This is a genomic window from Flavihumibacter cheonanensis, from assembly GCF_022352215.1.
Classification (GTDB): domain Bacteria; phylum Bacteroidota; class Bacteroidia; order Chitinophagales; family Chitinophagaceae; genus Flavihumibacter; species Flavihumibacter cheonanensis.
Genome location: NZ_JAKRWF010000001.1, coordinates 901,961 through 927,703 on the forward strand (window position 1 = coordinate 901,961; position 25,743 = coordinate 927,703).

Genomic DNA, 25,743 nt, shown 5'->3' on the forward strand with positions numbered 1-25,743 from the left:
ACTTTATTCAAATAATTCTGACACGGTTTTTTGTTCTTTACCTAAACTATATTAGCAGAATATTGTAGCATATAGGCCAATTTTATTCAAAATATGTTAGGTACACGTCCGATAGTTCAAAAATTGCCCTTAGCCAGTGAAACTTCCTTCATTGCTAAAACCTTTCGTACTCCTTATTTTGAAACACCCTGGCACCAGCATGTGGAATTTGAAATTGCATTGTTTAAAGAGGGGCATGGAATGTGTTTTATAGGTAACTATGTGGGTGAGTTTAAGGAAGGTGATATTTTTCTGATTGGTTCCAATGTGCCGCATGCATTTTATAAAGCGGAGGGCCTGGAAGTAGCCAGTTCCATGGTGGTGCAGTTTAAAGAAGATTTCTGGGGTAAAGATTTCCTGCGGATCCCAGAGAACCAACTCATCAAAAACCTGCTGGATGGTTCTATGCAGGGCATTCAGCTTACCGGTTCCGGAATAAAAAAATTAGCCAGTCTGCTCAATCAGTTGGAAGCTGATCAGGGTATTAGCAGGATACTTACCCTGTTACATTGTTTAAAACTGATGGAGGAGTCCTGTGATAAAAATTACCTGTCTTCACAACAACAATTTACCAGGAATGATAAATACAAACAGCGGTTGGATGATGTGTTTGATTTTACCATACGCAACTTTCAGCAACGAATAACTCTGGAAGAGGTGGCGGAAATTGCGCATATGACCGTAACCGCCTTTTGCCGCTATTTCAAAAAATCAACCCAGAAATCCTATGTTCAGTTTCTTACGGAAATCAGGATCGGTTATGCCTGCCAACAGTTACAGGGAACCGATAAAACGATTCTGGAAATCAGTTACGATAGCGGGTTCAATTCACCGGTAAATTTCAATAAACAGTTTTACAAATTGAAAAAAACGACTCCGCGTGATTTCAGATCCAGCTTCTTAAAGCAATTGGGTAAATAACCTGTTTTATTTAAGACTAATATCCAGGTATACAGAATGACGGCTATAACTTTCATAAAACGGTTTGAACAATACTCCATCAATAGTGAACTCCAGTTTCTTTGGATCACCCATAATGGATTGGCTGAGGTCTTTTGCATTCAACGTAAGTTTCCGCCATTCTTTCCTTGCTTCCGGTTCCTGTGCGGCCAGTAAAACAGGACCATAAAAAAGACTCGCAATATTCTGCTGATCCATAACCGGATCCAGGTGAAACTGAAAAGGCATTTTTACCTCGATGGTATCGCCGGTTTTCCAGGCTCTGCTCAGTTTGATATAGGTTCCCGGTTTGGCTTCGAGCGACTGGTTTTTGCCATTGATTTTTATTTTGAACCCCCTGGTTGCCCATCCTGGAACACGTATGAATAAATCAAATTTTCCATTACCCGTTACCGTTAGGAGTGTCTGGTCCTCTTTAGGAAAACTAGTACGCTGCTGAATTTCTATGTTTCTTTCTGACCACTTGAGTGTGGATGGAATGAAAAGATTTACATAAAGCGACTGGTTGTCAACAGACTTTAAGTAGATAGCCTGTTGCAATTTGGTATTGCTTTCAATCGCTGTACCATTACAGCAAGTAAAGCCGGTCATGTTGGCATTACCAAATTGTTTGATGGAGCCGGGGTTAAGGGGTACATGGTAGGTATTAGCCGGACTGTTCTCCGCCACAGAAGCCAGTATATGATTGTACAGGGCGCGTTCGTAATAGTCCATGTACTCCCCATTCTGACTAAACAAAAACAGTTTATTAGTTAGCTTGAGCATATTATAAGTTGCGCAGGTTTCGTTTTGTCCGCCTGCGGAAAACCCATTTTCATAAAGTGTTCCGGGTTGACTGATAAAACATTCTGCATTAGCAGGATTGCGAGCTCCTGCCACACCTCCTATGCTGTACATATAATCATGAAAAGCTTTGTACCAGAAATTATCCGCGATTTGAAAATATTCCGGATTTTGAGTTGCCCCATACATTTCGATACTTCCTACCATTTGAGGAATGTGCTGATTGGCATGTAAACCACGAAACAGATCCACATTTTTTGCGAGCCCGTGTGAATGCTTTGAATCGCCGTAAAATAGTTTGATATTATCAAATAACCGGGCTGTTTTCAGGTGATCCGGATTGCCCGTTATTGTATACATCCTGGCCATTACTTCATTCATGCCACCATATTCACCGGCGATATAGGTATTCCATATTTTAATCAGCGTATCTGTTGGTAGTTTACTTAACCGCGCATACACCCAATCCCCCATTCCACTTGCCACTTCCAATGCTTTTTTATTTCCACTCACTTCATAAACATCGAGTAGTCCGGCCAGGATTTTGTGCAGTGTATAATAAGGAGCCCAAACCTGGTTGATTTGTCCACCGTATTTGGCACCCTGCTCCAGCATTATAAACTGATCCGGTGGATAGGCGCTGATAAATCCCTTACCCCAGTTCCAATAATCGGTGCGGATGCCTTCATCACTGAGGTCGGAATTGTACCCCGTTTTTCCGGGACCGGGAGGAACTGCGGCAGGATCAGCAACTGCAGCTCCGCCGCTTTCTTTGGGTTTTCCTGATAATTGTGATAGTTCATAGAGTGTTTCCACGAGCTGGTCCATTTTCTGAGCAAAGTTGGCCTGCAACGATTTGTCATAACCCGTACTGGCATAAGCTTGCGCGATGGCAGTTAGATAGTGACCCGTTGCATGTCCTCTTAATTTGGTATCGCGACTGTCCCACACCCCCAACGGTTTGGCACCTTCGGGTTGTGATTGGCCGAAAGCATGGCGAAACATGTACAGAAATGAATTAGGATCTGTTTTAGCAAGCGTATTGATGAACTTGTCACGGTTTTCAATGAATTTAGTCGGTTGTCCATCAGCGTTAGTTTGTAAGGAGACCTGGTTAAGCTTAAAACTTTCCAGGTTGGCTTTGGGCGTTTTAACTGGAAGGTTTTCTTTAACGGTAACTACCGCCTTGGGTTGCAGGGTACTACCTGCAACCCGACCGGTAATGGTATATGTTCCAGGGATAAGAACTGTTGAATTATCAATATCCGCCGGCCAGATCACTTTCACTTTGGGGCCCTTCACTCCATTTCTGTAAGTGCCATTTAAATAAGCGGGTAAACGGGGTAAATTTCCCGTGCTGGTTTCAATTGCTACATCTTCTACCTTCATTAAATAAGGCATGTAGAGTTGAGGATGATCTGCTGAGAATTTGGGAAGCTCTTCTGTCTGTTTCCGAACGTTAACGGCACCATCATTCATTCCATGTTGAGCATTGTTAAAGATGCCGGCTACCTGAGTAGTGCTTAACGGAACACGATAAATTCGGAAATCATACAGCAGGGCATTTAAATTAGATCTTGCTGATAGAATTGATTTACCGATGTAAACAATATTGTTATCCCCTTCCTGTTGCCGCTGCAGCTTCCTGATTTCTGCAGGGAGGGATTTCCCCTCTCCCACCTGTTTGCCATTAACATAGGTAAAAAGGGATTTGGAGGCAATGTCAATTACAATTGCAAGGTGCGCCCATTTATTCAATTCAATTACAGGTGCATGTTGAATTGGTTCAATTGAAAAATATTGGTTACCCTCTTTGCCAAAAGCGAAAAGAGTTTGTGCATGTTGTTCAGAACGCAGCAGAATCCAGGTGGATATGCTGAAGGATTCCATGTCCTTCAGAACATCAGCGGGAACTGATACAAAAGCCTGATTCGTTCCCCGGAGTGAAAGAACTTTTCCAAATCGAGGATCGTTGACGAATGATGTGGTTGTATCAGCGATACTGGCATGTAAATTATTTCTCGACCAATCCCTGGCATCTCCTTTAAAAATATAGCGGGCAATCAAACCAGTTTCGCCAATTCCATCTAATATCTGATCACCATTCTGTGCGAGCGCGATAGTAACCTGCTGAACAAACAGCACAAATAAGAGACTTCCCCTTAAGAAAAGCTGAATCGTTTTCATGCACCTAAACTAGGAAGAACCGGGAAGTTCGGTTGGACCTATTTTAGCCGATGCTCAAATGATTTTAACAGGGGAATTCTTTAAAACAAAAACCCTGCAGATCCATGAGTACCTGCAGGGCTTATTCTGATAATGTTGGCTAATTGTCGGGATGACTGGATTCGAACCAGCGGCCTCTTCGTCCCGAACGAAGCGCGCTACCGGGCTGCGCTACATCCCGTTGTGAAAGGTTGACAAAATTACTATTCCACCTAATTTCTTCCAAAATCAATGCACTCACCCGATAGGTGCCACCGGTCTGGTGAGGGTAATACCTAACCCTGGTGTTTCGGGCAGGGTGACCTTTCCAAAATCATACTGCAGTCCGGTGGCGATATCTTCTGCCAATAGCAGCGGACCATCCATATCCAGCCAATCGGCCAGCGGGGCCAAATGCGCAAGAGCGGCAGATCCAATAGTGCTTTCATTCATGCAGCCTAACATTACTTTCAGTCCCAACTCACGGGCCTCCTTTATCATACGCAGAGCTGGAGTGATTCCTGTACACTTGGTCAGCTTGATATTAATGCCATGAAAATGTCCGGCACAACGCGCTACGTCTTTTTCAAACACACAGGATTCATCTGCCACCAGTGGTAAGGGGGAGCGTTCGTGTAACCATGCCATACCTTCCCAGTCATCTTTAGCGAGCGGTTGTTCAATAAACTCCACATTCATATCTGCAAAGGCGGTTATTTTTTCCAATGCCTCTTCTTTGGTCCAGGCAGCATTGGCATCAATCCGTAAGGGTGTATCCGTATGCTCGCGGAGGGCTTTCATAATTTCGATATCCTGCTGGGTACCCAATTTTATTTTGTATACAGGCCATGGTTTTTCCTTCATTTTGGCTACCATCTTTTCGATGTTGTCAATACCAATGGTATAATCTGTAATGGGCATCCTGGAAGGATCTCCCCCGAACAACCGATACAGGGGCTGGCGTTTGATTTTACCAAACAGATCCCATGCAGCGATATCGAGTGCTGCTACCAAAAATCCGTTGGCGGGATAAAGATGATGCAGGTAATGCCAGTAACGATCAGGTGTGGTGAAGGCAAACTTTTCTACAAAAATTTTCTTTGCCAGCAGATCTGCCTCCATCTTCTCAACCGGAATATTGTAATAGGCGATAGCAGGTGCTTCACCGTACCCTTTGATGCCATTAAAATCAAGCTCCACCACCAGTGCAGGCTGATGGGTTTTGGTTCCTTTTGAAATGGTAAAAGGGTGTATAAAAGGAAGATTGGTTTTAGTATAACTCACACGCATACCACAAACCTACATTTTTATCCTCTTCCGCTCACCTTAATATGCTCTTTCAAATCCTGGTTAAACGCTTTTTCCTTCATCAATTGTTCCAGTGATATATGCATCCGGTAGCGCCAGTAATGTTTGGGATTGGATGGAATATTGATCCGTTCATCACCCGGATTGGTATGGCGCAACCGGTCATCGCCCCCCAATAAATCCTGTAATTGGAAGATACTCCACATGGCAGGAGAATGAAGGTGCTGAATGATGATCTGTTTGTTAATCCATGCTTCACAGAAGGCAGGTGCATCACCCCACTGACCGAGTTCATTATTAAAAAAGCGTTGGGTTTTAGCGCGGTCTTCTTCCCACCAGCCGCGAATGGTACTCATATCGTGAGTAGAAGGTGTTACCACTGCCAGATATGGCGCATCGTCCGGGTGGAAAAATTCGCGTTCCGGATTTTTCGGCATGCGTTGGATTTCCAAGCTGAGGATACCGAGTTGATTCATCACCTCCGGTACACAACCCGGTACCATTCCCAGGTCTTCACCACAAATCAGCATATTGGTGGAGGCTTTTAACGCAGGTAATTTGTTCATAGCTTCTTCCATCCAGAATCCATCCTGGCGGCGATAGAAATAATTTACATAGAGCTCCTTTAATTTGGCCTGCGTATCCCATTCCAGCGACTGGAAAGAACTGGTCTGTTCCATACCAAATCGGAAATGGTATTGGGTACCATTGGAGCCCTCCTGTTCAAACAGGATGATATTGCTTTGCAGGTCGTATAATCCCTGGCGCAGCCAGTTATTGGTGTCTCTTACCTCTTCTGTTATGAACCAGTTTTCAACTTTACGTTGCGTGTCAAATGCAGGTTTGAAAAAATATTGTCCGTAGCCTGTAGGATCAAGGAATGTTTCCTTTACAAATCCGGCAACTTCCCCGAATCGTTCATACAAAAGATTTTCGGTTATATAAGGCTGTGTGTAACGGGTATGATCAAACCAGATACCACGCTCCTGGAATTCGTTTTTATGCACAGGAATGGCAGGTACAAATCTGCCCATGATACCTTCCACTGAATGATAGGGTATCGACCAGATCCGGAAAAAACCAAGGATATGATCTATTCGGAAGGCATCAAAATAATCGCTCATCTGGGCAAAGCGTCGTTTCCACCAGTTGAAGCCATCCGTTTGCATTTGCTGCCAGTTATAGGTAGGGAATCCCCAGTTCTGTCCCTTGATAGCAAAGTCATCTGGTGGTGCACCGGCCTGCTGATCCATATTGTATAAGTCCGGCGCTACCCAGGCATCACAACTGTACCGGTAGATACCAATTGGAATATCGCCCTTTACGATGATACCTTTTTTATGCGCGTACCTGGTAGCCGCTTTCAGTTGAACATGCAACTGGTATTGAAGGTAATAATGAAACTGGATTTGCGCATACTCCTCACTGTCTGGTGCCACCAGGTTTTCAATGGCTTCCTGGTCATACTGGCTATATTCCGTCCAGCCAGTAAAATCAGAACTGCCGTTTTTATCTCTCAGGTAACAGAAGGCAGAATAAGGCACGAGCCAATCCTGGTTTCGGACAAAAAAATCCAGATACTCAGGATCCGATGACCAGCTTTCTTTCTGGACTTCAAAAAGCTGATGCAGTACGTTCAGTTTGAGCTTTAGCACGGCTTCGTAATCAACTGTTTCGAGTTCGTTGAGTTCTTTTTGTTGATCGCGATAGGGTTTTAATAAAGCTGCCTGTTTTTTTCCTGCCACTTCATCCGGATTCAGAAATATCGGGTGTAAGGCAAAGGCGGAGATGGCTGCATACGGATAGGAATCTACCCAGGTATGTGTGGCCGTTGTATCGTTAATGGGTAACAACTGGATCAGTTTCATATCAACGGATCCGGCCCAATCTACCAGTGCCTGGATATCGGTGAACTCGCCAATTCCCCAACTGTTTTTACTGCGTAGGCTAAATACGGGGATCGCTACGCCGGCACCTTTCCAGATTGTATTCGGGAGTTGGGCAAAACCATCGTGTACAATGGTCAGATGTTGACCGGCATCGCCAAAGAGGTGACGATTCTCTCCTGCTTCAAACTGTACAAATGTTTTGTGTTTGGTGTGATAAATTCCGTATTTGTATTGTAAGGGGAATTCTTCCTTTGGTAAATCAATGGCAACTGTCCACCAGTTTCCCTCTGCCTGCAACAGAATTGGATCTTCGGTTGACCAATCCCGTAAGGCGGTGCCGGCACCGGATAAACAGATTACTTCATTTTTTTTCAGCAAGGGTGCTTTCACCCGGAAAATATGACTGAACTGTTTGGGGTATTTGTATTTTTTCTTACCTGTTTCCGGCAGTAGAATTTCCTGGAAAGGTGCTGTGTAAAAGGCATTTTCGAAGGAGCCTGCATGGTTCCATGTATCTACTACCTGAATTTCGGTGAACCCTTTTATTCCGGTAGGCAAATGCCGGTCTTCTCCCCATTCAGTTACAATTTTACCATCCACATCCTGCAACTGATACTGGTAGGTTACCCCTTCCAATGTAGCAGGATCTAGTTCCAGTTGAGCGAACCAATATTCCTGGTTGAACCAGGACATGCGAAGCGGATCTTTCCTGTTGGGAAGGCTGGTTATAAATAATTCTTGTCCGACTACTGTCGTAAATCGTAGATAAAACTGAATTGTCATGCAATCGTTGTTTGGGCTGGTCGTAACAAAAATAATTTATTTGTGTATATTTTACACATTTGTTAGTGTTTGGGCATAAAAAAAATCCCTGCCATTGGCAGGGAGCTAATATAAGTTACTTGTAAACACTTAGATAATATCCATTGCTTTTACAAAGCTGGTACACACAAATGGGATAATCATGGTCAGGTATTCCCAATGCAGGTAAATGGCGGCCAATAAAGCGGCAGTTGATACAAAAAAACCTAACCACCACATCCCGGTATTTTTCTTTTGTGTTTCCATGATAGATTGTAAAAATTAAAAAGTAAAAATTAATACGCGGCAAAAATAGACAATTCTTCAACATACCCAAAAGGAAAAGCGGCCGAAATTTCGACCGCTTTTTCACGTCTGACGTCTCACATCTGACGTCTCAGTATTTTATTTTACTTCCTCAAATTCCGCATCTGTAACATTCTCGCCGTTTGCTCCCTGGGCACCTGCAGTACCATCGGGCTGTGCGCCACCGGCCTGCTGGGCTTTGTAGATTTCTTCAGAAGCGGCCGTCCAGGCAGTGTTCATCTCCGTTACCGCGGTATCAATCGCAGCGAGGTCCTGGCTCTTGTGTGCGTCTTTCAATTTATTGAGGGCTGTTTCAATGGGTGCTTTTTTATCAGCAGGAATCTTATCGCCAAACTCTTTCAGTTGTTTTTCCGTTTGGAAAATCAGGCTGTCGGCCTGGTTGATTTTTTCAACCCGCTCCTTCGCTTCTTTATCAGATGCTTCATTCGCTTTTGCTTCTGCCTTCATTTTTTCGATCTCGTCTTTAGTCAAACCAGAACCTGCCTCGATCCGGATCTTCTGCTCTTTACCGGTTCCTTTGTCCTTGGCTGTTACATGCAGGATACCATTGGCATCGATATCAAAAATTACTTCGATCTGCGGAACACCACGGGGAGCGGGAGGAATACCATCCAGGTTGAACATACCCAGACTCTTATTCTGATTCGCCATTGGACGCTCTCCCTGCAGTACATGAATCTGCACGCCAGGTTGGTTATCTGCGGCAGTAGAGAAGGTTTCCGATTTTTTGGTTGGGATGGTAGTATTGCTTTCAATCAATCGAGTCATAACTCCTCCCATGGTTTCGATACCCAGACTCAGCGGGGTAACGTCCAGCAGGAGTACATCTTTCACTTCGCCTGTTAAAACCGCACCCTGGATACCGGCACCTACTGCCACCACCTCATCGGGGTTTACTCCCCTGTTGGGTTTTTTACCGAAAAATTTCTCTACTATTTCCTGCACTTTCGGGATCCTTGTGGAACCACCTACCAGGATTACTTCATCGATATCAGAAGTGCTCATGCCAGCATCTTTCAGCGCCTGCTCACAGGGCTTCAGACAGCGGGTGAAGAGGTTGTCTGCCAGTTGTTCAAACTTAGCGCGACTCAGTTTTTTCACCAGGTGTTTGGGCACTCCGTCTACAGCGGTGATATAGGGCAGGTTGATTTCTGTTTCAGAAGAAGAGGATAATTCCACTTTTGCTTTTTCTGCAGCTTCTTTCAGGCGCTGCAGGGCCATGGGGTCTTTGCGCAGATCCACATTCTCATCTTTCTTGAATTCATCTGCCAGCCAGTCCATGATTACCTTATCGAAGTCGTCTCCACCCAGGTGGGTATCACCATTGGTAGATTTCACTTCGAATACACCATCACCCAGTTCGAGGATGGAAATATCGAACGTACCACCACCAAGGTCGAATACAGCGATCTTCTGATCCTTACCTTTTTTATCCAGGCCATACGCCAAAGCGGCAGCGGTTGGTTCGTTCACAATACGACGAACATTCAGTCCGGCGATTTCACCCGCTTCCTTGGTTGCCTGACGCTGAGCGTCGTTGAAATAAGCCGGTACGGTGATCACCGCTTCTGTTACTTCCTGTCCGAGGTAATCTTCGGCCGTCTTCTTCATTTTCTGAAGAATCATGGCGCTGATTTCCTGTGGAGTGTAAAGGCGTCCATCGATATCGATGCGCACCGTATTATTATCGCCTTTGGCTACTTTGTAGCTCCAATGGCTGATTTCTTCAGTTACTTCATCAAAGCGACGGCCCATGAAACGCTTAACCGACATAATAGTATTATGCGGGTTGGTAATGGCCTGGCGTTTAGCCGGGTCGCCCACTTTTCTTTCTCCGTTTTTCAGGAAGGCTACCACGGAAGGCGTCGTTCTACGTCCTTCGTCATTCGCGATTACTACGGGTTCATTCCCCTCCATAACCGAAACGCAACTGTTGGTAGTTCCCAGGTCGATGCCTATTATCTTTCCCATATGAATAATTTTCCTTTAATGAATGAATGTATTTTCTATTGACAATCAATATGCCAAGCCCCATTTCAAGTGTTAAAATGGCAGTTTTGTCAGGTTGACCGCACTCGACCTGCCAAATCTCGCTTCACCCGTCCGGTGCCACCCGTCCGGTGGCACCGGACGGGTGAAAAAATGACCTATTTTTTGAACGTGAAATTGCGCTGGGCAAGGTAACTGAAGGTTACCACGATCACTGTTGTGAAGATTTTGGCCAGCGTGGGGTAAATGCCAAACTGTTCCACAAAAAGTTTAATAAAGATGTAGTTTAGGAAGATACAGGCCGTTACAAGCAGCACATACCGGAATAACTGCACCCTTCCGCGGAGCACGGAATCATTGAAAACCACGGTTCGGTTCAGGAAAAACCCAAGTGGAAAGCTAATGCAGAAGGCGATGATAAAAGCCATAATATGTGGAGTAATCAACGCTTCCCGTCCGAATACCTGGAATCCAAGATGTACATCCTGTTTGTTTAATATATAATTGTAGGAGATAAAATAGATGAGGATATCAAGCGCCGTATTCCCACCACCGCAGGCAATATACCGGAAGGTTTGAATTGGAAGAAACCGTTTAAACGGAGGATAAAAGAAATCAATCACCCGACTAATGCTTTGACTCACCCATGCTAACATGGGCGCAAATATATATTTTTGCCGCCTATGGCGATTACACAACAGATCCAAAGCATTGTTAACAGCGCAATCAGCGACTTATTCCCCCAGCTAGATGGCCCGGCCAATTTTCAAATTAACCAGACCAAACCTGAATTCGAGGGGGATTATACCGTCGTATTATTCGGACTGACCAAACCACTCCGTCAGAAACCGGAAGAACTGGGCGAAAAACTGGGGCAATACCTTGTTACTCAAAATGGTGGATTCTTCACGGCCTACAACGTAATTAAAGGATTTTTGAATCTTACAATTGCAGATTCTTACTGGAATACCTTGCTGGAGGAACATTATTACAATCCATCCTATGGAAAAGCAGTCCCAAATGACCAGAAAGTAATGGTTGAATATGCTTCTCCCAATACCAATAAACCGTTGCACCTGGGTCACCTGAGAAATATTTTCCTGGGTTGGAGCATTGCGGAAATCCTGAAAACTGCGGGATATGAAGTGGTAAAATCCTGTATCGTGAACGATCGGGGTATTCATATCTGTAAGAGCATGATTGCCTGGTTACGTTATTCAAACGGAGAAACGCCAGGTCTGGTAGGTCAGAAAGGAGATCATTTCGTAGGCGATTATTATGTGAAATTCAACGATGCCTACAAAGCAGAAGTTGAATCCCTGATGGCGGAAGGCAAAACCAAAGAACAGGCCGAGAAGGAAGCTACCATCATGCAGGCAGCTCAGCAAATGCTGGTGGATTGGGAAGCCGGTAAACCCGAAGTGATCGATCTGTGGAAACAAATGAACGGTTGGGTGTACGATGGCTTTGCCGCTACCTATGATGCCATAGGTGCAGATTTTGATATCACTTATTATGAAAGCAATACCTATCTATTAGGTAAGAAGATCGTTCAGGAAGGATTGGAAAAAGGTGTTTTTTATAAAAAAGACGATGGCAGTGTGTGGATTGACCTGACAGCAGACGGACTCGATGAAAAACTCGTACAAAGAAAAGACGGCACTTCTGTTTATATCACACAGGATATCGGTCTGGCCCAACAGAAATACCAAGAATATGGCATGGATCAAAGCATCTATGTAGTTGGCGATGAACAGAACTATCATTTCAAGGTGTTGAAACTGATTGCTGAAAAATTGCAATTGCCCAAAGCCGACGGGATTTATCACCTCTCCTATGGGATGGTGGAATTACCGACCGGTAAAATGAAGAGTCGGGAAGGTACCGTAGTGGATGCAGATGACCTGGTTGCCGAAATGATTGCCATCGCGGAAGTGAATACGAAGGCGTTGGGGAAGGTGGATGATTTTTCAGATATAGAGCTAAGCGAATTATACAATACCATTGGCCTGGGTGCACTGAAGTTTTACCTGTTGCGGGTGGATCCCCAAAAGAAAATGATTTTCAATCCTGAGGAATCCATCGATATTCATGGCTTTACCGGTCCGTTTATACAATATACGCACGCACGTATCAAATCCATTTTGAGAAAGGAAACTCCTTCAGATGCTTCAGATTGGATGAATGAGCCGCTGCTGCCTTTGGAAAAATCAATGCTGGTAAATCTGGAACAGTTTCCAACTGTAATTGAGCAGGCTGCGACTGAACACAATCCCTCAGCTGTGGCCGGATACGTTTTCAAACTGGCGCAATTATTCAATTCATTTTATACACAACATCAGATTAGTCGCGCTGAGACTCCCGCTAAAAAAGAACTTCGTCTGCGCATTGCAGTTATGACGGCACATGTGTTGTCGGCGGGTATGGGAATGCTGGGGATTCGCGTGCCGGAGAAGATGTGAGAAGGGGTAGAAAGGAAGATGGAGGAAAGGAAGAGGGAGGAATGGAAGAGGGACATCCGATAACCTTTCTTCCTTTCCTCCCTCTTCCTTTCCTCCTGTATTACAAACCAAACATCGACTTCTTCTCCTTCAGTTTCGCTAAGGAAGGGTCCATGCGGATGGCTTTTTCGCAGAGGTCTTTGCCTTTATTGTCCTCTCCTTTTTTGATGTAAGCGATGCCGATCATATACACAGCCCGGGCTTGCTGCGGATCAATGGCCAGCATTTTGTCCCAGGTTTCAATTGCCTGGTCGGCCTTTCCGGAATAATAATAAGATTCACCCAGGCTGAATAACAATTCCAGGTCCTGGGGTTTGCGTTGCAACACTTCCTGGTAAAGGGTAATACTTTTATCAAAGTGTTTGTTTCCGTAATAGGAGTTGGCGAAATTTTCGAGGAAATCATTGCTGCGCGGATGTCCTGCTGCCAGCGCCTTTTCAAACCAGGGAATGGCGCGAACTTCATCCGGGATGGCTGAATAGGTCATGGCCGCTTCATACATCCATTTATTATTGGTTGGATCCAGTCGAATGGCCTGCTCGTAACAACCGGCCGCCCGGCGATAATTATTCATCTCAATGTAGCAACGGGCCGCGATAAAGGGCATTTGAGCGATGCTGCTGTCTTTTTTCCAGGCTTTTTCAATAGACTCAAGGCAACTACCATAATGCTCCATTTCGTAATAAGCACGGGCTGCCAGCCAATCGAGATTGGCTTTGGAACCCATTACCCGGGCCTGCTGCACGAGGTTGACGGTTTCCTGGAACTGGCGGGTCTGGAAATTCAGTTCTGCAAGCTGGCGCACCAACAAAGTATCTTTTGGAGAAATAGCCAGTAATTTTTTATACGTTTCCCTGGCAATCACATAGTAGCGAAGTTCCAATGCCATATCTGCCATTCCTTTGAGTGCCTCCGCATTGGAATCATCGAAACTGGTAGCTTGTTTATAAGCATTGTAAGCGGGTAGATACTGGCGACGGGAAGCTGCTGCTTCTCCCTGTTGCAGATAATGGGATACACTGTCCTGTTGTGCCCGGGCAAACTGCACGACAGCAATACATGCAAGAATGGTAATCAGCTGTTTCATAGTAAATGGACGGTGGGCAAGAGCCCTTTTATTTGAGTACTATAGCCCCTAACGGAGGGAGATGTAGGTTTATTTCAAACAGTTTGTTGTTTTTATCCACCTCGGTTACAATCGGATCCGGGTTGAAAACATCTCCTGTTCCCCAATAGTCGGTTTCATTGCTGTTGAAAATCTCCTTCCATATTGATTTCCCATAGGTTACCACTTTCCAGTTCCGCCGCACTTCAGGTGTCATATTTAAAACTACTAAAATATCTTCTTCCGGATGCTCTCCTTTCCGACGATACACCATTACTGATTCTGCACGATGGTTCAGGTCTACCCACTCAAATCCTCCCTGCTCAAACTGTTTTTCATATAGTGCAGGTTCGGCTTTTAAAAGATGGCAAAGTGCTTTTACGCAATTTTTCATACCTGCATGACTGTCGAATTGCAGCAGTTCCCAGGGAAGTTCTGATTTGTAATTCCATTCCGAGGTTGAACCGAATTCGTTGCCCATGAATAACAATTTACCCCCCGGATGCGTGAACATGTAGGTGTACAATAAACGCAGGTTGGCAAACTTCTGCCATTCATCCCCCGGCATTTTATAGAGCATCGGACTTTTTCCATGTACTACTTCGTCGTGGCTAAGTGGCAGCATAAAATTCTCATCGTAGTAGTACATCATGCTAAACGTAAATAGATCCTGATTGAACTGTCGGAACAGCGGATCGTTTTTGAAGAAGCGCAAGGTATCGTGCATCCATCCCATCATCCATTTCATTCCAAAACCGAGGCCGCCTTCAAAAGTTGGTTTGGATACCCCAGGCCAGTCTGTTGCTTCTTCTGCAATGGTCTGCACATCCGGAAAATCACGGAATATGGTTTCGTTGAAATCTTTGATGAAGGCAATCGCTTCCAGATTACCATCCCCACCAAATTCATTAGGTTCCCACTGTCCTTCGTTTCTGCTGTAATTTAATTTCAACATAGAGGAAACAGCATCTACCCGAAATCCATCTATGTGAAACTGATCAAACCAAAACCGTGCATTACTGATCAGAAAGGATTTTACTTCTCCTCTTTTATAATTGAAAATATAGGAGTTCCAGTCGGGATGATAGCCCTTGCGCATATCGGCATACTCATAGGTATGCGTACCATCAAACATATAAAGACCATGCGAATCGTAGGGGAAATGTGAGGGTACCCAGTCCAGTATTACACCAATTCCTGCCTGGTGAAAAGCATCGATCATTGCTTTGAATTCCTGTGGTGATCCAAACCTGGAAGTGGGTGCGAAATAACCGGTACCCTGGTAACCCCAACTCCCGTCAAAAGGGTGTTCCATTACCGGCATAAACTCCACATGCGTAAACCCCATTTCTTTTACATAGGGAACGAGTCTGGCTGTGATCTGTTCATAGGTGTTATACGTTTCTTCATCGTGTTTGTTCGGTCGCATCCAACTGGCCAGATGTACTTCATATACACTCCAGGGCGCATTCAGTGCATTGTGCTGTTTGCGGCTTTTCATCCATTCTGTATCCTGCCAGTTATAATACGTATCCCAGGTAATGGAAGCCGTTAAAGGTCTTTTCTCCCAGAATCTTGCAAAGGGATCTCCCTTATCCAATTCAATTCCCTGGAAACCTTTGATACGATATTTGTAAACTTCTCCCAATCCGAGCTTAGGAATAAATCCTTCCCAAACACCACTTTTATCCCAGCGCGGATATAGCTCGTATTCATTGTTGCGCCAGTCGTTGAAATTTCCTTTAACCGAAACGCTGGTTGCATTGGGGGCCCATACGGCAAAATAAATGCCCCAGGTTTCCACTACCTGAATCGAATGTGATCCTAATTTTTCATACAAACGGTAATGTGTGCCCTGCTGAAAATTACGTATATCCTCTTCCGTTAGTAAGGAATAGTTCCAGACTTTTTTTGATGTATCGATGAAGTTATCTTGTTCGTAGGAAGGTCCTGGTAATGAAGACATAAAGTTCTGGTTGTCTTTAAAATTAAGGGAAAATGCGGGTAATTGGGTGTTTTTAAATTGTTTGGCTTTTAACGAAGTATTAGTGATCAGCGGTAAGGTATTGTGGAAATAATTAGCAAATTTTGACCCTGCCAGCTAAACCTTACTATGAGAAAATTACTGATCGTATGGGCATCTCTGTTAATATCAGGAATACTACAGGCCCAGACAACCACTATCAGGGGACAAATTGCAGACACTTCTGAAAAAAAACCACTTGTAAATGCAGTGGTTGCTTTACTCTCTCCCGATTCTGTTTTATTACAACATGCACGAACTGATGCAAAGGGAAATTTTGTGTTGAAAGCTGCAGACGGCAAGCCCCATTTATTACTGGTTAGTTACCCCAAGTTTGCAGATTTTCTGGATGTGGTGAAACCGATTGGATCTGAGTTCGACCTTGGAAAAATTAACCTCATCAAGAAATCCGTGCTGCTCGAAGAAGTAATCGTTTCTCAGAAAATCGGTGCTATCCGCATGAAAGGCGATACATTGGAGTTTCGGGCAGATAGTTTCGCTGTTCGCCAGGGAGCGAATGTGGAAGAATTGCTGAAACGATTACCCGGCATACAGGTAAATCAGAAAGGTGAAATTACGGCCCAGGGTGAACGGGTTCAAAAAGTTTTGGTAGACGGAGAAGAATTCTTCAGCGATGATCCTGCAGTGGTTACACAGAATCTCCAGGCAGATGCGATTGAAAAAGTGCAGGTCTTTGATAAAAAAAGTGAACAGGCCACCTTCACCGGAATTGATGATGGTGAAAAACAAAAGACGATTAATTTGACCCTTAAGGAAGACCGGAAAAAGGGGTATTTCGGCAAGGCTAAGTTAAGCGGCGGACTACCGGATTATTTTGAGAACGAAGTAATGATCAATGCGTTTAAGGGTAAACGTAAGTTAGCTGCTTATGGCACCATGGCAAATACGGGAAAGGCGGGACTGAGTTGGCAGGACAATGACCGGTTTGGCGGTGGATCCAATATGGAATACAACGAAGAGGACGGTTATTTTTATTCCTTTTCGGAATCGGATGAGTTTAATACCTGGGGTGGACAATACAACGGAGAAGGGTTACCCAAAGCCTGGACCGCCGGAGCGCATTATTCGAATAAACTGAATAATGATAAAACTCATGTTAACGGTAATTACCAGTTTTATAAGCAAAACATAGAAAACGAAGGCACTAATACAAGTCAGTCAATTTTGGCAGACCGGTTATTTTATAATAACAGTACCCGCAAGACATCTACGATGAATCTGAAACATCAGTTGTCAGGCTTTTATGATGTAAAACTGGATTCCTTGTCCAGTTTGAAGATAAATGTGAACGGAATGCAGGGGCAGGCCAATAATTCCTCTATATTCAGTTCTGAATCATTGGGAGATCTTGAACAATTAATCAATAACCAGGATCGCCGCCTAAGTTCAGCTGGAGACCGCCAGCAAATGAAAACTTCCGCCATCTGGAGAAAGAAATTCATGAAAGCGGGACGTACACTTTCCGTTAACCTGGATCAGCAATACCAGAACAATGCGACGAATGGAAATCTCTTTTCGGTTAACCGGTTCTTTGATGGAAATGGCAATCTGACGAATACCGATACGGTGGATCAGGTGAAAAGCAATTATTCCCAGTCGAATATCTGGGGTGGACGTATATCCTATACAGAACCGTTATCCAAGAAATGGTTTGTAGAAGCAAATTATGGATACCGCATCAATAATAGTAAAGCCCTGCGCAGTTCCTTTGTGAAGGATTTCAACGGCAAGTACGAAGTACTGGACAGCCTGTTCAGCAGTGATTATGCCTTTGATTTTAATACCCATAGCACCGGACTGAATTTCCGTTTCAATGGTTCCAAAATCATGGCTTCTTTTGGTAGTAATATCAACTTTGCAGATTTCCGCCAGAAGGACCTGGTGCGTGATACAGTTTACAAGTATGGATTTACCAACTTTTTTCCCAAAGCGAATATTCGCTTTAAAATGGGCGCCCAGCGCGGTTTGAACCTGCGGTACAATGGACAAACAGCACAACCAACACTGCAGCAAATTCAACCCATATTGGAGAATACTGATCCGCTTAACATCCAGGTAGGAAATCCGGATTTAAAACAGGAATTCCGGCATAACCTGAATCTGAATTATAATGATTATAAAGTATTGACCGGGCGGAATATCTACTTTAACCTTGGATTAAATTTTATTGATAATGCGATCAGCAGGGCAGATAATGTGGATGCGCAGGGCAGACGCCAATTCAGCTTTGTAAATGTGGATGGGAATTTCAATTATTATATGTACACAGGGTATTGGAAGGAATTGAAAAAAATCAAATCCAGTTTTAATATGGGCCTCAACTGGAATGGTGGAAAGAACAATAATTTTGTGAACAGTGTGAAAAATACCAACACCTATTCGTCTATAGGTGGAAATGTATCTTTTTACAAAAACAAGGAAAAGAAATATTATGTAGAGTTGTCCTTTGGACCCAATTATACGCGAAACGTTTCCTCCCTTCGCCCTGATATAGTAACGAAATTCTGGACGACAGATACAAGAATCGGGGGTTCCATTTTCTTTCTGAAGGATTTTGAACTGAATTCCAATGCCACCTATCAATGGCGTCAGAAAACGGATGTTTTCGGTGAAGACAGAAATGTGGTTTTGTGGAATGCCTTTGTGTCTAAAAAGTTCCTGAAGAAAAAGACTGCAGAGATTCGATTGTCCATCAATGATATCCTGAATCAGAATATTGGTTTCCAGCGAACGGCTAACTCCAATTTCATTTCAGAAAATACGTATAGCACTCTGCGCCGGTATTGGTTACTGGGTGTAATCTGGAATTTTAGTCGTAATCCCGGTCAAAAATAAGAATATGAAAAAGCTGTTTGTTTTTGGTATAGCGGTTTTCACAGGCTCGATGAGTTTTGGCCAGGCCCGTTTCCTGGGAGCCGGTACCATTGAGTATGAACGTAGAATAAATATTCATCGCCAAATGGAAATGGATAACGAAGAAATGCAGAGTGATTTCTGGAAAGAATTCATGTCCAAGCAACCCCGTTTCCAGAATTCCTATTTCAATCTTGCATTTAATCAAAACAAAGGTATATACCAACCTGGCCGGGAACCAGATAAAAAACTGGAACCCTGGTTATTGGGACCTGCAAAGGAAAATGTAGTATTAACGGAGTATGCAAGTGGCTTACTTACCAGCAGACGGAAAGTATTTGAAGAAAATTTTGTTGTTACTGACAGTTTGAGCCGGCTGCAATGGAAACTGAGCAGTGAAACCCGTGAAATAGCAGGTTTTGAATGTCGTAAAGCAGTTGCTGTGATCAGTGATTCTGTTTATGTGGTGGCATTTTATACGGATGAGATCCCAGTAAGTGGCGGTCCAGAATCCTTTGGCGGATTACCCGGTATGATTCTGGGCTTAGCTGTTCCACGCTTATATACCACCTGGTTTGCTACCAAAGTTGAAATCACCGAAGCTCCTGCCTCTGCATTTAAAGTGAATGAAAAGGGCAAAAAGATTGCAGGTAAAGAATTGGCCCCCTTTCTTCAGTCAACGTTCACCGATTGGGGTAAACGTGGCGAGAAGTTCATTTGGTGGAGCCTGCTTTGAGCCGGCTTATTTTAGTTCCAGCACCAGCATTGATAAAGGGCGTAAGCTAATGGATCCTGTTAAGGAATAGCTAGCTCCAGTGGGGATATCGATCCCTTGGTTGAAGCCTGCTGTACGTTCATGGAAGCGTTTCCCTTCAATGGTTTTGGATTCCGTCATGGTATTTATGATGCACATGATGGTTTGGTTGCCATCGTACCGGAAATACACATATACACCATCTTCCGGAACAAATTGCATCAGTTTGCCCGTTTGAAGGGCTGTTGATTTTTTGCGGAATTGTGCCAACTTGCGGATATGGTTGAAAATCGCATTTTCTTTATCTGTTCGACCAGCGGCGGTAAACTTGTTCTCCTTATCACCGGGCCACCCACCTTTAAAATCCAGGCGAACCCAACCGTCCGGATTGGTAAAACCTGTCATCAGAATTTCATTTCCATAATACAATTGAGGAATTCCACGGAAAGTCAATAACCAGCTCAATGCCATTTTGTATTTTGCCGTATCCTCTCCTATTACACTGTAGAAACGTGCAAGGTCGTGGTTATCCAGGAAGATTACCTGTTTCATCGGATCCTTGTACATATAATCCTGCGCTGTTGTGGTATAGAGCTTATTTACACCGTCAGTCCAGCCGAATGGTTTGGTCAAAGATTCCTGAATACCATAAAAAAGGGTTTGAAAATCGGTGGTGCCGGGCAGGTTACTTTTGAAGGGTACATCACCCAGCGTGTTTTCAGTAAAATAAGCCTGGTTGGGAACACCGTGAACCCAGGTTTCACCAAAAATACTGATTCGTGGATATTCCTCCAGCAATGCTTTGTTGCAACGATTCATAAAATCAAGATCATTGTAGATATAGGTATCCACTCTCCATCCATCGACCCCGAATTCCTCTACGCTCCAGATTGCATGCTGGATGAGGAAATTCGCTACATAGGGATTGCCCTGGTTCAGGTCGGGCATCATAGGTGTGAACCAGCCATCCAGCATTTTCGTTTTATCAGCCTGGCTGGCATACGGGTCAAATAATACCTGGTCTTTGTAATTGGTTCCAGTGTACGATGGCCACTCATGCAACCAGTCCTTCATTGGTTTGTCCTGCACGAAGAAATGATAAAGCCCTGTATGGTTGTAGATGACATCCTGGATCAACTTCATGCCGCGTTTATGTAACTCATCACTAAGTCGAAGGTAATCTTCGTTTGTGCCTATCCGTGGTTCCACCTTATAATGATTGGTGATGGCATAGCCATGCTCGGTACGATCCGGCATATTGTTCTGCCAAACGGGCAGGCTCCAAAGAGCAGTTATACCCAGGTCCTGCAGGTAGTCAAGATGGTTGATGATACCTTGTAAATCCCCTCCATGGCGGTGGAAGATAGAATCGCGGTTCAGTGTCTGATCAAGTAGTCCGGGCATTTTGTCATTGGCAGGATTGCCATTGCTGAAACGATCCGGGATTAATAAATACACCAGGTCTTCTGAACGAACTCCCTGCGCATAGGTGACACCGTTACCTGTACGGCGTGCTTTTAATGGCAGGGCTGCTTTCATTGTATTTTTACCCAGTTTACTGCTGATTTCCAGTTTGCCGGGTTTGGCGGCACTGGAAACTATTAAATCGATGAACACATAATTTGGGTTTTCGGCAGGTTGTATTTTCTCCACAACAACACCCGGGTAGTCTGCAACAGTAATAATCCCTTTTCCAAAATCCTTACCATGAACCATTACCTGCACTTTCGGATTTTTCATTCCCACCCACCAGTTCGTTGGGTAACAATTGATTTCCTGGGCAATGGCAACAAAACTTGCCAATACCACCACCATTAAAAGACAAACTCTTTTCAACATATGAAGCAATTAAAAAATATAAGATCAGGATTCGGCTAGTATTCGTTTTTTCTCCTGTTGGATTTTAATCCAGCCTTCATCGTACACGAACAGCACACTGATAGCAGCGCAAATCATGAAAAAGCCTGCCAGTACGATGGCGTAGATTGGCTGACCATCGTAAATGTTTTTTACAATCCATCCGTTGACCAAACCGTTTACAATTTGAGGGAGGGTGATGAAGAAATTGAAAATGCCCATGTAGATACCCAGTTTGCCTGCCGGAATGGATCCTGATAAAATAACATAGGGCATGGCGAGAATACTGGCCCAGGCCAGTCCCACTCCTACCATTGAAAATTTCAGCATCGTAGGATCTTTCAGAAAATAAATGGAAATCAGGCCAATGCCCCCTGCAAATAGAGAAATTGCATGGGTCATTTTACGACCAAACTGGCGGGCTACGATTGGAAGCATCAATGCGTATATCATCGCTACGAAATTATATACGCCAAAAGCCGAACTAACTTTATTTCCGGCATCGTTGTATTCAACAGACTTTGAATAGTCACCCGATAATCCGTAAACATGGGTGGCTACAGCATCTGTTGTAAATACCCACATACTGAATAGTGCAAACCAGCTGAAGAATTGAACCAGTCCCAGTTGTTTCATAGTCCTGGGCATTTTTCCAAAATCTTTGAAGATATCGAGCAGGCTGGATTTCTCCTGCGAATGATCCGGCTTCCCGTGATATTTTTCATATTCTGCGGGCGGATATTCTTTCGAATAAAAAACAGTTATCAGAATGGCGGCCATGAAAACGGCGGCCCCGATGTAAAAGGAGTATTTGATATTATCAGCTACACCGGATTCACCGGCTTCTTTACTGAATCCGGATTCAGCAAGCAATTCGGGAAGTATGGATCCTACCACGGCACCCAGTCCGATTAAAAAAGTCTGGATACTGAACCCCAGCGTACTTTGTTTATCCGACAAATTATCCGCTACCAGGGCCCGGAAGGGTTCCATCGCGATATTAAAAGAAGCATCCATTACCATCACCATACCGGCACCAATCCAGAGTGCAGGAATCAGGCCGGCAAGGCTGCCGGAATTTGGTAAAAAGATCAGTGCCAGGGATGATAAAATCGCGCCTGTTAAAAAATAAGGTTTCCGACGGCCTATCCTGTTCCAGGTTTTATCACTATAATGACCGATGATGGGTTGAACAATCATGCCTACAACCGGTGCCACCAGCCAAAAGGCCGGCAGGTGTTCTACATCTGCTCCAAAAGAGCGCAGAATTCTGCTGGTATTACCATTTTGTAAAGCAAAGCCAAATTGGATTCCCAGAAAGCCAAAACTCATGGTGACAATCTGGGCAATGGAAAGCGTAGGTTTGGGAATTAATCCCGTTTTAGGTTGCCCGCCTGATGGAGCCGTTACCGCCATAGCAATCGTTTTATAATGTGTATGTATTACACAACGTCCGAAAATAAGGAAAAAAGACGAGTAGTGAAAGGTGAAAGGTGAAAAGTGAAATAAGAAAGGTGAAAAAAGTCCCCGCATTCAGGAAACCCTTTTCACCTTTCACTTTTCACCTTTCACTACTTTTATATCACAAATCCATTTGGAATCACTGCACCTTTCTTAACTACTACAATTCCATCTTTCACCGTGTATAAGGCATGATCACAGTTTTCAAGGTGAGAGCCACCATTGATACGAACATCATCACCTATGCGAACATTTTTGTCTACGATCGCATTTTTAATATAGCAACGATCTCCAATACCAAGGATTGGTTGTCCGTTCTGGCGGGCGAGGTTCATATCCGGAATGGTTTCGAAATAATCATTTCCCATCAGGTAACTGTTCACTACCGTTGAACCATTTCCAATGCGGGAACGAATTCCAACTACGGTATTTTCCACTCTGGAGGCATTAATTATGGAGCCTTCAGCAATTACTGTTTTTTCCAGGGTAGAACCACTGATTTTTGCCGGAGGCAGCATCCGTGCACGGGTATAAATTGCATTTTTGTTATCAAAAAGATTGAACTCGGGAATGTCCTTAGTCAGGCTGATATTGGCCTCAAAGAAGGAATAGATATTTCCGATATCTGTCCAGTAACCATCATATTGATAAGAACAAACCTTGTATTTATGAATGGACTCCGGGATGATTTCCTTTCCAAAATCAGTGGCATCTTTTTTCTCGTTTTCCAGCAAATCGAATAGCAACTTGCGATTGAAAATATAGATACCCATAGAAGCCAGGTAATTTCGACCCTGATGGCGCATCTCATCACCTGTATCGCTGATCCAGTCTGCCAGGACATCCTTTTTGGGCTTTTCAACGAATGAGGTGATAAATCCGTCTGCCGCTTTCAGAATACCAAATTCAGGAGCTTCTCTTTCCGCCACCGGAATGGTAGCGATGGAGATATCAGCACCGCATTTTTTATGATTCTCCAGCATTTCGCTGAAATCCATCTGGTACAACTGATCACCAGAAAGAATTAAAACATATTCACTTTCAAAGGGTGTGATATGTCGCAGGCTTTGACGCACAGCATCTGCAGTTCCCTGGAACCAGGTCGGGTTATCCGGGGTTTGTTCTGCTGCCAGAATATCCACAAAAGCGGCGCTGAACGCACTAAAGTGGTAGGTGTTTTTGATATGTCGGTTCAGGGAAGCCGAATTGAATTGGGTTAGTACGAACATCCGGTTGATATTGGAGTTCATACAATTGGAAATAGGGATATCCACGAGTCGGTACTTCCCTGCGATCGGAACGGCGGGTTTACTTCTGCTGGCGGTCAGTGGGTAGAGGCGGGTACCTGCTCCACCCCCGAGAATAACGGCAAGTATTTCTTTGCTGATTGACATATCGTAAAATTTGGATTAAGACTGGTTTATGGTATTGTGGGCCTATTAAGGTAATAAAGATTTGTATAAATCGATGTATTGTTTCGCGCTTACATCCCAGCCGAAATCAAGTTCCATCAGTTTGCGCCGGATGCCGTCAAAGCGAAGCTGGTCTTCGTACAATTCCACCGCCCGGTATACACCATGTGTAATATCGCCCACACTGGCATTATTAAAGGAAATGCCATAACCGCCGGGTTCTCCGATATCAATGACCGTATCGCGCAGCCCGCCAGTACGACGAACAACAGGTACGGTTCCATAGCGCATGGCGTACAGTTGGTTGAGTCCGCAGGGTTCAACCCGGCTCGGCATCAACAGGAAATCTGCTCCCGCGTACATACGATGACTGAGTTGCTCGTTGTAACCGATTTTGGAATTATAGAACCCCATCCAGTAGGAACGCATATTTTCTAATTCCTGTTCAACATGGCTTTCCCCACTACCCAGTACCAGGAAGTTCATACGCTGATCGATATAATAGAGTGAATCTCCGATGGCACGGGGTAATAAATCAGCAGCCTTCTCACCTACCAGTCGTCCAATGAAAACGAACAGCGGTTTGTCCGGATTGAGATTAAATTCAGCGCACAATGTTTCCTTATTTGCTCTCTTACCTGCTGCAAGGGATTCAATAGAGTAGTGATCAGTCAGATAACTGTCGGTTTCAGGATTCCATACATCGCTGTCAATGCCATTAATAATACCGGCACATTTCCCTTTTTCGTATTCAAACAGCGCTTCCAGGCCATTACTGTCCTGCCGCATTTCATAAAGATAACTCCAGCTAACGGTGGTTACCTTCCAGGCACTTCGAATGCCTGCAGCAAGCGGGTTGATCATATTATTCCAGTCCAGTATACCCCAGCGCCAACCATCCCAATGCGGGATATAGTCCGACTTACTCCAATCCATCCAGCCCTGGTATTGAGCATTGTGGATTGTCAGCACGGTTGGAATATCTTCCAGGTTTGAATACTGATAGCAGTATTTCACCATAAAAGGAATAAGGGCTGTATGATGATCGTGCACATGCAGAATATCCGGACGATGTTTCCAGGAACTGATCCAATCAACTACTGCGATCTGAAAGGAGGTGAACCGCTCGGTATCATCCGCGTAACCGTAAATTTTTTCCCGATCCAACAGTCCGTTTATATCAACCAGGTATAAATCAAATCCGAGTTTATTGGTAGTTTCTTTGATGATGGTATAATCAAACCAGGTATTACCCAGGTAGGCACTTGATTTATGAACTACCTCCCATTTGTTTTCATACAGGAACTTGGTCCGGTACATCGGCATCACAACTTTGTTGATATGACCGGCTTCTGTCAGGTACTTAGGTAAAGCGCCTACCACATCACCTAAACCGCCTGCCTTTGCCACGGGATAACATTCGGCTGAAACATGAAGAATCTCCATATAAATAAT

At 44.2% G+C, this 25,743-nt stretch carries 16 protein-coding genes and 1 tRNA gene; 4 read left to right on the plus strand and 13 right to left on the minus strand.

The window, feature by feature from the left end; all coding sequences use genetic code 11:
* Window positions 1-93 precede the first annotated feature (93 nt).
* The gene (locus MD536_RS03940; RefSeq protein WP_239596002.1) at window positions 94-960 is read left to right on the plus strand and encodes an AraC family transcriptional regulator; all 867 of its coding nucleotides are present in this window, start codon (window positions 94-96) and stop codon (window positions 958-960) included.
* A gap of 6 nt (window positions 961-966) precedes the next feature.
* On the opposite strand, the gene MD536_RS03945 is transcribed toward MD536_RS03940, so the two are convergent.
* From MD536_RS03945 to MD536_RS03975, 7 genes are all read right to left on the minus strand, one after another.
* Window positions 967-3,969, minus strand: coding sequence for a beta-L-arabinofuranosidase domain-containing protein (locus tag MD536_RS03945; RefSeq protein ID WP_239596003.1), 3,003 nt, complete (start codon window positions 3,967-3,969; stop codon window positions 967-969).
* A 146-nt stretch (window positions 3,970-4,115) separates the two neighbouring features.
* Window positions 4,116-4,189, minus strand: a tRNA-Pro gene (locus MD536_RS03950).
* A gap of 56 nt (window positions 4,190-4,245) precedes the next feature.
* Window positions 4,246-5,277, minus strand: coding sequence for a dipeptide epimerase (locus tag MD536_RS03955; protein WP_239596004.1), 1,032 nt, complete (start codon window positions 5,275-5,277; stop codon window positions 4,246-4,248).
* Window positions 5,278-5,294: 17 nt separating this feature from the next.
* The gene (locus MD536_RS03960; protein WP_239596005.1) at window positions 5,295-7,967 is read right to left on the minus strand and encodes a 4-alpha-glucanotransferase; all 2,673 of its coding nucleotides are present in this window, start codon (window positions 7,965-7,967) and stop codon (window positions 5,295-5,297) included.
* A gap of 129 nt (window positions 7,968-8,096) precedes the next feature.
* Window positions 8,097-8,252 carry a hypothetical protein gene (locus tag MD536_RS03965; protein ID WP_234863458.1) on the minus strand — a complete coding sequence of 52 codons (156 nt, stop codon included), beginning with the start codon at window positions 8,250-8,252 and terminating at the stop codon, window positions 8,097-8,099.
* A 138-nt stretch (window positions 8,253-8,390) separates the two neighbouring features.
* Window positions 8,391-10,283, minus strand: a complete 1,893-nt coding sequence (dnaK, locus tag MD536_RS03970) for a molecular chaperone DnaK (RefSeq protein ID WP_239596006.1) — start codon at window positions 10,281-10,283, stop codon at window positions 8,391-8,393.
* Between the two features lie 176 nt (window positions 10,284-10,459).
* The gene (locus tag MD536_RS03975) at window positions 10,460-10,957 is read right to left on the minus strand and encodes a GtrA family protein (RefSeq protein ID WP_239596008.1); all 498 of its coding nucleotides are present in this window, start codon (window positions 10,955-10,957) and stop codon (window positions 10,460-10,462) included.
* Between the two features lie 27 nt (window positions 10,958-10,984).
* On the opposite strand from MD536_RS03975, the gene argS reads away from it, so the two are divergent.
* Window positions 10,985-12,763, plus strand: coding sequence for an arginine--tRNA ligase (gene argS / locus MD536_RS03980; protein ID WP_239596010.1), 1,779 nt, complete (start codon window positions 10,985-10,987; stop codon window positions 12,761-12,763).
* Between the two features lie 100 nt (window positions 12,764-12,863).
* Here argS and MD536_RS03985 read toward each other — a convergent pair whose 3' ends face one another.
* Both MD536_RS03985 and glgB read right to left on the minus strand, forming a co-directional pair.
* Complete coding sequence (locus MD536_RS03985) at window positions 12,864-13,889, minus strand: tetratricopeptide repeat protein (protein WP_239596012.1); 1,026 nt, start codon at window positions 13,887-13,889, stop codon at window positions 12,864-12,866.
* 28 nt (window positions 13,890-13,917) lie between these two features.
* Window positions 13,918-15,873: a 1,4-alpha-glucan branching protein GlgB gene (gene glgB / locus MD536_RS03990; protein ID WP_239596014.1), complete on the minus strand. Its 1,956-nt coding sequence runs from the start codon at window positions 15,871-15,873 to the stop codon at window positions 13,918-13,920.
* A gap of 147 nt (window positions 15,874-16,020) precedes the next feature.
* Here glgB and MD536_RS03995 point away from each other — a divergent pair, with 147 nt between their 5' ends.
* Both MD536_RS03995 and MD536_RS04000 read left to right on the plus strand, forming a co-directional pair.
* On the plus strand, window positions 16,021-18,786 hold the full coding sequence (locus MD536_RS03995; protein ID WP_239596016.1) for an outer membrane beta-barrel family protein: 2,766 nt from the start codon (window positions 16,021-16,023) through the stop codon (window positions 18,784-18,786).
* Between the two features lie 4 nt (window positions 18,787-18,790).
* Window positions 18,791-19,540, plus strand: coding sequence for a GLPGLI family protein (locus MD536_RS04000; protein WP_239596018.1), 750 nt, complete (start codon window positions 18,791-18,793; stop codon window positions 19,538-19,540).
* 6 nt (window positions 19,541-19,546) lie between these two features.
* On the opposite strand, the gene MD536_RS04005 is transcribed toward MD536_RS04000, so the two are convergent.
* From MD536_RS04005 to MD536_RS04020, 4 genes are all read right to left on the minus strand, one after another.
* Window positions 19,547-21,397 carry a glycoside hydrolase family 13 protein gene (locus MD536_RS04005; protein WP_239596021.1) on the minus strand — a complete coding sequence of 617 codons (1,851 nt, stop codon included), beginning with the start codon at window positions 21,395-21,397 and terminating at the stop codon, window positions 19,547-19,549.
* A 24-nt stretch (window positions 21,398-21,421) separates the two neighbouring features.
* The gene (locus MD536_RS04010; protein ID WP_239596023.1) at window positions 21,422-22,831 is read right to left on the minus strand and encodes an MFS transporter; all 1,410 of its coding nucleotides are present in this window, start codon (window positions 22,829-22,831) and stop codon (window positions 21,422-21,424) included.
* A gap of 161 nt (window positions 22,832-22,992) precedes the next feature.
* Complete coding sequence (locus tag MD536_RS04015) at window positions 22,993-24,270, minus strand: glucose-1-phosphate adenylyltransferase (RefSeq protein WP_239596025.1); 1,278 nt, start codon at window positions 24,268-24,270, stop codon at window positions 22,993-22,995.
* Between the two features lie 45 nt (window positions 24,271-24,315).
* Complete coding sequence (locus tag MD536_RS04020) at window positions 24,316-25,734, minus strand: glycogen synthase (RefSeq protein WP_239596026.1); 1,419 nt, start codon at window positions 25,732-25,734, stop codon at window positions 24,316-24,318.
* Window positions 25,735-25,743 lie beyond the last annotated feature (9 nt).